Genomic DNA, 8799 nt, shown 5'->3' with positions numbered 1-8799 from the left:
CGCGGGCGCTCGATCTGCAGCCCGCGATCCGGGCCGCGCCCGAGCAAGGCCGCCAGGGCGGTGCGCGCTTCGTCGATCTGCTGCTGCGCCGCCGCCTGCTGCTGGCGCGCCGCCGGCACCCGCGCCTCGGCCTGGCGCAGTTGCAGGTTGTTGTCGATGCCGGCATCGCGGCGCTGCCGCACCAGCTTCAGGCTGTTCTCCGAGCGGGCCAGTTCGGCGCCGGCCAGGTCGTACAGATGCCAGGCGTAGCCCAGTTGCGCGTAGGCCCGGGCGACGCCGGCCGACAGGTCCAGGCGCGCGGCCTGCGCGTCGACCTCGGCCGCATGCGCCTGGTCCACCGCCGCCTCCCACGAGGCACGCTTGCCGCCCCACAGGTCGAAGCCGTAGCTGAAGTTCAGCAGCGCCTGCTCGTTGTGGATGTACTTGCCGCCGATCTCGTCGCCGGCCAGGCCCTTGGGCAGTTGCAGGCCGGTGTAGCCGGCCGACAGCGACAGCTTGGCGCCGCGGTCGGCATCGGCCGCGCCGGCCTGCGCCTGCGCCAGGCGCAGTCGCGCATCGGCCGCGTCCAGGCTGGGCGTACCCTGCAGGGCCTCGGCGATCAGCGCGTCGAGCTGCGGATCGCCCAGCGCCTTCCACCAGTCCTGCTGCGGCCACGGCGCCGGCGCCAGCGCGTCGGCGGCCAGGGTCTTGCCGATGTGCAGCTGGCGGTCGGCATCGAGCCGGCGCCCCTGCGGTTCCAGGCCACGGCTGCTGGCGCAGGCCGCCAGTGCCAGGGTGAGGGCCGCGACCGCGAACGGGCGCAGGCGGGAGGGAGAAGAAGACAGAGTCATGTGAGCGGGTTCAGGGCGAATTGAGGGAATCGCGGACGCGGACCAACAGCGAAAACAAGTGCTCGCGCTCGTCGGCGGACAGATCGCGCAAGGCATCGGCGATGACGTCGTCGCCGCGCTGCTTGAGCTGCTGCCACAGCGCCTGGCCTTCGTCGGTCAGCACCAGGCGCAACGCGCGGCGGTCCTGCGCGTGCGCCTCGCGGCGCACCCAGCCCAGGTCTTCCAGCTTGTCCAGCAGGCGCGTCACCGCGCTGGGGTTCTGGTCGATGGCCTGGGCCAGTTCGTTGGCGGTGCACGGCGCCATGTGGGCCAGGGCCTTCATGCCGATGTAGTGGCTGAAGCCCAGGTCCGGCTCCAGCCCGGCCATGGCGCGGTCGAGGCGGCGCATCAGGCCGTCACGCACCTGGCGCAGCAACAGGCCGAACGAGGGCGGGCCAGGAAAGGAGGGAGCGCAGTTCATGGGCGCCTATTATTTTCATTTAGAAATATATGTCAAGAAAATATCCCCAAGGAAACTAGATGCTGCGTTGCAGCGGAGGAACGCTGACGGCGAGCGCACTGTAGCGGCGCGCGGCCATGGCTCGGTATTACAATCCGGACAATGGATATCGAAATCGCGCCAACCCAGCCGGCCGACGCTCCGGCCAGCGTCGGCTCCGACAGTGCGCTGGACCCGCGCGCCATGGAGTGGTTCGAGCGCGCCGATGGCCCGCCCGCGCTGGCCTTCATCGCGCATTCGCCGGTGTCGCTGCGGCGCGAGGTGGACTGGCACCGCCACGTGCGCGGGCAATTGATCTATGTGGAGGACGGCGTGCTGAGCACCCGCACCGCGCACGGCCAGTGGTCGCTGCCGCCGGGCTGTGCCGGCTGGATGCCGCCGCAGGAACTGCACACGGTGCAGGTGTCCGGGCGGGTGCGCAGCTACCTGGTGCTGATCCGCCCCGACGTCTGCGCCGACCTGCCGCCGCGGACCTGCGTGATCGGCATGAACGGCCTGTTCCGGGAGGTGCTGCGGCGGATGAGCCAGTGGGGGGTGCCGCCGGTGCTGGCGGCCGAGCAGCAGCGCCTGTGCGCGGTGCTGCTGGACGAGGTGCGCAACGCCCCGGTCGAGCATCTGCACCTGCCGATGCCGCGCGACCGCCGGCTGCTGCGGATCGCCACCCAGTTGCTGGAAACCCCCGCCGACGACCGCTCGCTAGCGCAATGGGCGCACTGGGCCGGGCTGTCGGCGCGCAGCCTGAGCCGCCACTTCCGCGACGAGACCGGCTTCGGCTTCGCCGGCTGGCGCCAGCAGGCGCGGCTGGCCGAGGCGCTGCGCCGGCTCAGCGACGGCGCCAGCGTCGCCGACACCGCCTTCCGACTCGGCTACAGCAGCCCCAGCGCCTTCGTCACCGCCTTTCGCGGCCGCTTCGGCCATCCTCCGGCCCGTTACCTGGCCAGCGCCGGCGGCACGCGCGGCTTGGCATCGCCGGCCGCATCCGGATAATCGACCGGCTGACCTGCGGCGCCTGGCGCCGCGTTCCCCTATAGGTATTTCCTGCGCATGACCGATCTCGCCCGCCCCGCCTTCCATGGCTTCGAACAGCTGCCGCTGCGCGAATACGCCGAACGCGCCTACCTCGACTACTCCATGTACGTGGTGCTGGACCGCGCCCTGCCCTTCCTCGGCGACGGGCTCAAGCCGGTGCAGCGGCGCATCATCTATGCGATGAGCGAGCTGGGCCTGAACGCGACGGCCAAGCCGAAGAAGTCCGCGCGCACGGTCGGCGACGTGATCGGCAAATACCACCCGCACGGCGACAGCGCCTGCTACGAAGCGCTGGTGCTGATGGCGCAGCCGTTCTCCTACCGCTACCCGCTGATCGAAGGCCAGGGCAACTTCGGCTCCACCGACGACCCGAAGTCGTTCGCGGCGATGCGCTACACCGAGTCCAAGCTGACCCCGATCGCCGAAGTGCTGCTGGGCGAACTGGGCCAGGGCACGGTGGACTGGTCGCCGAACTTCGACGGCACCCTGGACGAGCCGACCTGGATGCCGGCGCGGCTGCCGCACCTGCTGCTCAACGGCACCACCGGCATCGCCGTGGGCATGGCCACCGACGTGCCGCCGCACAACCTCAACGAGATCGTCAGCGCGCTGATCCGCCTGCTCGACGACCCCGACGCCAGCGTCGCCGACCTGTGCGAGCACGTGCGCGGCCCGGACTACCCGACCACCGCCGAGATCATCACCCCGGCCGCCGACCTGCGCACCATTTACGAAACCGGCCATGGCAGCGTGCGCGCCCGCGCCACCTACCAGAAGGAAAACGCCAACATCGTGGTCACGGCGCTGCCGTACCAGGTGTCGCCGTCCAAGGTGATCGAGCAGATCGCGCAGCAGATGCGCGCCAAGAAGCTGCCCTGGCTGGAAGACATCCGCGACGAGTCCGACCACGCCAACCCGGTGCGGGTGGTGCTGGTGCCGCGTTCCAACCGGGTCGACGCCGAGCAGTTGATGGGCCACCTGTTCGCCACCACCGACCTGGAGCGCAGCTACCGGGTCAACCTCAACGTGATCGGCCTGGACGGCCGCCCGCAGGTCAAGAACCTCAAGACCCTGCTGGAGGAATGGCTGCGCTTCCGCAGCGACACCGTGGTGCGCCGCCTCAACCATCGATTGGAGAAGGTCGAGCGCCGCCTGCACCTGTTGGAAGGCCTGCTGACCGCGTTCCTCAACCTAGATGAGGTGATCCGCATCATCCGCACCGAGGACGAGCCGAAGCCGGCGCTGATCGCGCGCTTCGGGCTCAGCGAGGAACAGGCCGACTACATCCTGGAGACGCGCCTGCGCCAGCTGGCGCGGCTGGAGGAGATGAAGATCCGCGGCGAGCAGGACGCGCTGGCCAAGGAACGCGAGCAGCTGCAGGCGGTGCTGGCCAGCAAGACCAAGCTGAAGAAGCTGATCAAGGACGAGCTGATGGCCGACGCCAAGAAGTTCGGCGATGCGCGGCGCTCACCGCTGGTGCAGCGTGGTGCGGCCCAGGCCATCGACGAGACCGAGCTGGTGCCGAGCGAGCCGATGACCGTGGTGATGTCGGAGAAGGGCTGGATCCGCGCGGCCAAGGGCCACGACGTGGATCCGGCGGCGCTGTCCTACCGCGATGGCGACGGCCTGCTGGCGGCGGTACGCGGGCGCAGCACGCAGCAGGTGGCGTTCCTGGATTCGGAAGGCCGCGCCTATTCGACCCTGGTCCACACCCTGCCCTCGGCGCGCGGCAACGGCGAGCCGCTGACCGGACGCTTCTCGCCTGCGGCCGGTGCCTCGTTCCAGGCCATCGCCAGCGGCGAGAACGACAGCCGTCTGGTGCTGGCGTCCTCGCACGGCTACGGCTTCGTCACCCGCTTCGAGAACCTGACCAGCCGCAACAAGGCCGGCAAGGCCATGCTCAACCTGACCCCGAACGCCAAGGTGCTGCCGCCCGCACCGGTGAGCGGCGCCGGCAGCGACCGCATCGTCGCGGTCACCAGCGCCGGCCACCTGCTGGCGTTCCCGGTCGCCGACCTGCCCGAGCTGGACAAGGGCAAGGGCAACAAGATCATCGACATCCCCAAGGCCAAGCTCAGCACCGAGCGGGTGGTGGCGATCGCCGCGGTGGCGCCGGGCAACACGCTGCTGGTGAAGAGCGGCCAACGCACCATGTCGCTGTCGTTCAAGGACCTGGACGCCTACCTCGGCGCCCGCGCCAGCCGCGGCGGACTGCTGCCGCGCGGCTGGCAGAAGGTCGACGATCTGGCGGTGGAGTAAGCGCGCCTCGCTGGACATCCGTCCAGCCCCGGCTTGTCAGTCATCTCAACGAAGGAACGCAACGATGAACGAGAACGTGAGCAATGCCGGCAATGACGCGTCCTTGATTGCCAGGGTGGAGCGGCTGGAGCAACAACTCCAGGCCAAGGACCAACGCCTGCGCCGTGCCGTGACGGTCAACCGGGTGCTGCTGTTCGGCGTCGCCGCCCTGGTGGTCGCCAGCGCCGGCGCCATCACCAGCGTCGGGGAACAACTGAGCCAGTTCATGGAGTTCTCCAGCACGCCGGTGTCCGCGCCGGCGCTGGACACCTCCGTGCGCTGGGGCCGGCGCGATGCGTCCAATGTCGGCCCCGGCTACACCAACGAGATCCTGTCGCTGATCTCCGAGTCCGACCAGCAGAACTCCTTCAGTTGGCCGCTGTACATCCAGCTCAATGCGACCAAACATCCCAACGCGACCCAGGACAGTTCGCAGAGCGTGGGCGCCACCGTCCGCGCGTTCCAGCGCAGCACCGGTTCGCCGTGGCTGGCGGGTTTCCACAGCGAACTGTTCCACGGCTACGACGGTATCGCGGGGCAAAACGTCGCAACGCACGGCACCAGCATCCTGTTCAACGGCGAATTGACCTCCTACACCAACGGCGGGTCGACGATCGGCCTCAATCTGCTCAACACCCCGGGTTCCAGCACCGCCGGCACGCATGCCATCCAGATCCAGCCGGGCACGCGTGGCTGGCAGAACGGCATCCACTTCGACAGCGGCGCGCTCGGCAACATCGGCATCAACTTCGACCAGTCCAACTACAACATGGGCATCGACCTTGGCGACAACAGCCTGAGAATGAATGCCAATCAGCGCATCATCCTCGAGAAGTACGGCAGCGTGTATCTGCGCTACAACAGTACGAGCGACAAGGTGGAAGTGGTCAAGAAGGGCAGCGTCGTCGCTTCCTGGTGAGACATCCGCGGGATCGGAACTTACGGGGATACCGAAGTGGATCCACTCCTATCGTAGGAGCGCCTTCAGCCGCGACACCTCAGCGTGTCGCGGCTAGCGCCGGCCGCTCCGGCGATAAGAAGCGCAATGGTCTGCGCGCCCGTTCCCGAGTGCGGGGATATTCTCGCTAGGCCGCATCGCGCAACTGCTCGATATGGCTGGCGATCATCGCCGCCACCGTATCGGCCACCGCGCGCGCGCTCAGGCGGGTGTCGAACAGCAACTCCACGGTCGCATAGATCAGGTCGACCACGATGCGGCTGACCAGGCGCAACTGGCGCGGGTCGGCGTCGGGGAAGGCCTCGCTGAGGAAGCGCACCTGGCCCTTGGTCACCTGCGCATGCGACTCCAGGCGCACCTGCTGCAGCGCCGGCACCGCGCGCAACGCGCGCAGCACCCACACCCCGCCCTCGGTCGCCTTGGTGACGCGGTAGGTATCCAGCACCAACCCGGCCAGCGCGCGCTGCAACTCCTCGCGCGTGCCGCTCATCGCCTGCAGCGTGATCCACTTCGGGACGAGCTGGTTCTGCCGCTCCATCAGCCGCCGGCCCAGTTCCGACAGCAGCGCGTACTTGTTGGGGAAATAGCGGTACAGCGCCGGCGGCGTCAGCCCGGCACGCGCGCACACCAGGTTGGTGGACAGCCGCTCCACGCCGACGTCGCCGAGCAGTTGCGCGGTGACCGAGAGGATCTGTTCGTAGGTTTCTGTGGCGCGATGCTGGGCCGGCACCTTGTTCCCGGTCAGGCGCGGGCGGTGCGGTGCGGAGGGACGCGGCGTGTCGGCGGGCATGGGATCTCGATGGTGGTGAAGCAGCAGGCGCCGCGGTGGCGGCACGTCGCCAGCCTGACGGCACGCATCGCCGCGGCAATGGGTGCGCGGGCTGCGCCGCGACGTCGCGGCACGCGCCGACATCGCATCTTACCGCGCCCGCCGCTGGCACACCGGCAACGTCGCTCAGCGCCGTGCCAGCCAACCGCTGAGGCCGGCCGCCAAGCGCCGCTGCAACGTGGTGTACGGAGGAAAGAACGCCTTGACGATCGGCAGTCGGCCGCCGCGCAGCAGCGCGCGTTCGTGCGAGAAGGTGCGGAAGCCGTGCACGCCGTGCGCGCTGCCGAATCCCGAGGCGCCCACCCCGCCGAACGGCAAACCGCTGTGCACGAACTGCTGCAGGCAGTGGTTGACCACCGCACTGCCGGAACTGGTGCGCGCCAGCACCTGGGCGATGCCGGCACGGTCTTGGCTCCACAGGTACAGCGCCAACGGCTTGGGCGCGACGTCGAGCCGATCGAGCACCTCGTCGAGGCGCGCGAACTCGACCACCGGCAGTACCGGACCGAAGATCTCCTCCCGCGCGATCCGCGCCTGCGGCGGCACCTGCGCCAGCAGCGTCGGCGCCACGTAGCAGCTCTCCGCGTCGTGCTCGCCACCGGCCAGCAACTGCGCGCCGCCGGCGCGCGCTTCGTCGATCAGCGCGGCCACCCGCGCGGCATGGGCCGGGTGGATCATGCGCGCCAGGTGCGGGCTGGCGGCGACCGCCTGCGCGCCGGCACCGTAGCGCTGCGCCAGCAGGGCGCGGCAGTGTGCGAGCAGGCGCGCGCTGACGTCGCGATGCACGAACAAGGTATCCGGGGCGATGCAGGTCTGTCCGGCATTGACCAGCTTGGCCCAGACGATCACCTCGGCGGCAAGACGCAGGTCGGCGCTGCGGTCGACGATCACCGGCGACTTGCCGCCCAGTTCCAGCGTCACCGGCGTCAGCTGCCGCGCCGCCGCGGCCATCACCTCCCGGCCGACCGCCGCCGAACCGGTGAAGAACACATGGTCGAACGGACAGGCCAGCAAGGCCTGCGCGGTCGCCGCGCCGCCCTGCACCAGGGCCACTTCTTCCGGTGCGAATGCCTCGTCCAGCACCGCCTGCAGCACCGCGTTGACCTGCGGGGTGAATTCGGAGGGCTTGATCAGCGCCGTGTTGCCGGCGGCCAGTGCCGACACCAACGGCCCCAGCACGGTGGCCACCGGGTAGTTCCAGGGCCCGATGATCAGGCAGCGGCCCTTGGGCTGGAACGCGATGCGCGCGCGCGTACCCAGGGCAAGCAAGGTGGGCGAGACCTTGCGCGGACGCATCCAGCGCGGCAGCTGCGCGATGGCGGTGGCGATCTCGTCGACCACCGGCAGCAGCTCGGTCAATTCCACTTCCAGTGCGGGCTTGGCGAAATCGGCGGCGAAGGCGGCGATCAGCTTCTTCCGTCGCGCCAGCAAGGCATCGCGCAGCGCACGCAGATGCGCGCGCCGCGTGTTCGCCGAGGAGCCGCGCCAGGCCAGCGCGGTGGCCTGCTGCGCGGCGAACAGCGCCGCGACCGTCTCCGGTTGGGTGTCCAGCACGGGCTCAGACGCCATCGCCGCGCTCCTGCTTGGCGGACATCGGCCGATGCCCGGTGCCTGGCAGTCCCCTGCCCTGCACCATGCGCGGCCGACGGAAGCGCGTCATCGCAGCGGCCAGCACGCTCGCACGGCCACCAGCATCAGCCCGCATGCGAGCCCGCCTCCACGACGGCCGGACGGCGCTGCCGCCGGCCGATCCACAGCGCCAGCAGCGCCGCGGTCAGCGCAAAGCCCAGACCGACCAGCGGCACCGGCGCCGGATCGTCGGCATGCAGCAGCAGCGACGCCAGCAACGGCCCGCAGGCCGACCCGATCAACTGCGCGGCCGGCACCAGCACCGCCACCCGCCCCTGCGCATCGGCGCGCAGCGCCAGGCCGACATGGAACGGCATCAGGAACATCCAGGCGAAGCCGAACGCCACGCACACCGCGGCAAAGCCCAGCGTCGCATTGCCCGGAACCCGGTACATCGCCGCGGCCACCAGGCACAGCGCCACGCTGCCCAGGGCCAGGGTCGCCGTCACCGACAGCCGTCGCACCCAGTAGATCGCCGCCAACCCGCCGACGATCTGCATGCCCAGCACCCACGAGGTCTGCAGTTGCGCCGCGTGCGCGTCCAGTCCCGCGCGCAACGCCAGCGGCTCCAGGTAGGCCCACAGCGCGCCGATCGCCGACATCTGCAGGAACGCCACCAGCAATGGCGCCAGCGTCGCCGGCGACCAGCGCAGCCTGGCGGTGGCGGTCGTCGCGCACTGGACGCTGGCGGCGGGGGCCTGGCTCGCCGCTGCCGGCAGGGCCGCCG

The 8799-nt window shown here is 70.0% G+C and carries 7 protein-coding genes and 1 pseudogene; 3 read left to right on the top strand and 5 right to left on the bottom strand.

What is annotated here, in order from left to right:
* Together D588_RS0103000 and D588_RS0102995 are read right to left on the bottom strand one after the other, a co-directional pair.
* The coding region (locus tag D588_RS0103000; protein WP_017914917.1) for an efflux transporter outer membrane subunit at positions 1-830 on the bottom strand (830 nt) is incomplete at its 3' end.
* 10 nt (positions 831-840) lie between these two features.
* Positions 841-1290 (bottom strand): MarR family transcriptional regulator, encoded by a 450-nt coding sequence (locus D588_RS0102995; protein WP_026143312.1) that lies wholly within the window; start codon positions 1288-1290, stop codon positions 841-843.
* A 222-nt stretch (positions 1291-1512) separates the two neighbouring features.
* Between D588_RS0102995 and D588_RS0102990 the strand changes: the two genes are divergently transcribed.
* From D588_RS0102990 to D588_RS0102980, 3 genes are all read left to right on the top strand, one after another.
* The gene (locus D588_RS0102990) at positions 1513-2316 is read left to right on the top strand and encodes a helix-turn-helix transcriptional regulator (RefSeq protein ID WP_191091457.1); all 804 of its coding nucleotides are present in this window, start codon (positions 1513-1515) and stop codon (positions 2314-2316) included.
* A 57-nt stretch (positions 2317-2373) separates the two neighbouring features.
* A complete protein-coding gene (parC, locus tag D588_RS0102985; protein WP_017910990.1) occupies positions 2374-4617 on the top strand; it encodes a DNA topoisomerase IV subunit A in 2244 nt (747 codons plus the stop codon).
* A gap of 64 nt (positions 4618-4681) precedes the next feature.
* On the top strand, positions 4682-5575 hold the full coding sequence (locus D588_RS0102980; protein WP_017914916.1) for a hypothetical protein: 894 nt from the start codon (positions 4682-4684) through the stop codon (positions 5573-5575).
* A 166-nt stretch (positions 5576-5741) separates the two neighbouring features.
* On the opposite strand, the gene D588_RS0102975 is transcribed toward D588_RS0102980, so the two are convergent.
* The 3 genes and pseudogenes from D588_RS0102975 to D588_RS23855 form a co-directional block, all read right to left on the bottom strand.
* The gene (locus D588_RS0102975; RefSeq protein WP_017914915.1) at positions 5742-6404 is read right to left on the bottom strand and encodes a TetR/AcrR family transcriptional regulator; all 663 of its coding nucleotides are present in this window, start codon (positions 6402-6404) and stop codon (positions 5742-5744) included.
* A gap of 165 nt (positions 6405-6569) precedes the next feature.
* Positions 6570-8012 carry an aldehyde dehydrogenase family protein gene (locus D588_RS0102970; protein WP_043083224.1) on the bottom strand — a complete coding sequence of 481 codons (1443 nt, stop codon included), beginning with the start codon at positions 8010-8012 and terminating at the stop codon, positions 6570-6572.
* Positions 8013-8137: 125 nt separating this feature from the next.
* Positions 8138-8799, bottom strand: a pseudogene (locus D588_RS23855) (MFS transporter); the annotation flags it as partial.

It is taken from the genome of Xanthomonas sp. SHU 308 (assembly GCF_000364645.1).
Taxonomy (GTDB): Bacteria; Pseudomonadota; Gammaproteobacteria; order Xanthomonadales; family Xanthomonadaceae; genus Xanthomonas_A; species Xanthomonas_A sontii.
Note: the sequence above shows the minus strand (reverse complement) of the source record. Positions and strands in the feature narration are given on the sequence as shown.